The sequence below is a fragment of the Streptomyces sp. E11-3 genome (assembly GCF_046540415.1).
In the GTDB taxonomy this organism is placed as follows: Bacteria; Actinomycetota; Actinomycetes; order Streptomycetales; family Streptomycetaceae; genus Streptomyces.
The window spans coordinates 1-616 of the sequence record NZ_JAZGRL010000248.1 but is presented as its reverse complement, the minus strand read 5'-3'; the positions used below and the strand labels follow the sequence as shown (position 1 = coordinate 616).

At 69.5% G+C, this 616-nt stretch carries 1 pseudogene; it reads right to left on the bottom strand.

From position 1 onward, the window contains the following. A pseudogene (locus U9R90_RS36675) lies at positions 1-289 on the bottom strand (peptidase M4 family protein); the annotation flags it as partial. Positions 290-616: the final 327 nt, after the last annotated feature.

Here is a 616-nt window from a genome sequence, read left to right as displayed (position 1 = left end):
GCTCGTAGCGGGTGTGCGTGGTGCCGTCGCGGTCCTTGACGACATCGCGGACGACCAGCTTCTCCCGCTTGCCGAGCCCGAGTTCGGCCGCGGTGCCCGCCGCGCCCTGGTCGGCCTCGCGCAGCAGCTCGGCGCGCTGGGACCCGGAGAGCTCCATCGGGGCCGCGCCGGGCGAGGGTTCGGGCGCGGGCTGGGCCACCGCTCCGGTGCTGAGCCCGGCGGCGACCAGGGCCGCGGCGACGACCGCGGTGGAGAGCGTGGCCGTGGTGCGCGATATGTGGTGGGACAACGCGGAGCTCCCTTGAAAGACATGGGGCCCGGGCGGCATGGGGGACCACCCGGGCCGGGCAGGAAGAGTGCGGGCGTGCCGTGCGGGGAAAGAGTGTCATTTTCGCCATGCGCATGTCATCAACATGAACACAGGTTGGCCGGAACTCGTCCGGTGTACGGATGCCACCGTCCGCTATACGAACCTCACGGCGACTCAAATCAGCGCGTACTACTGGGCAGTCCGTCTTGTCTGAGCGCTTACGCGCTAGTAAGCAACAAAGCACCGGATTGCCCACCGCAACTGGGTGGGCAGGCTCCCCCCGCTAGACCCCCGCTAGACCCCCTC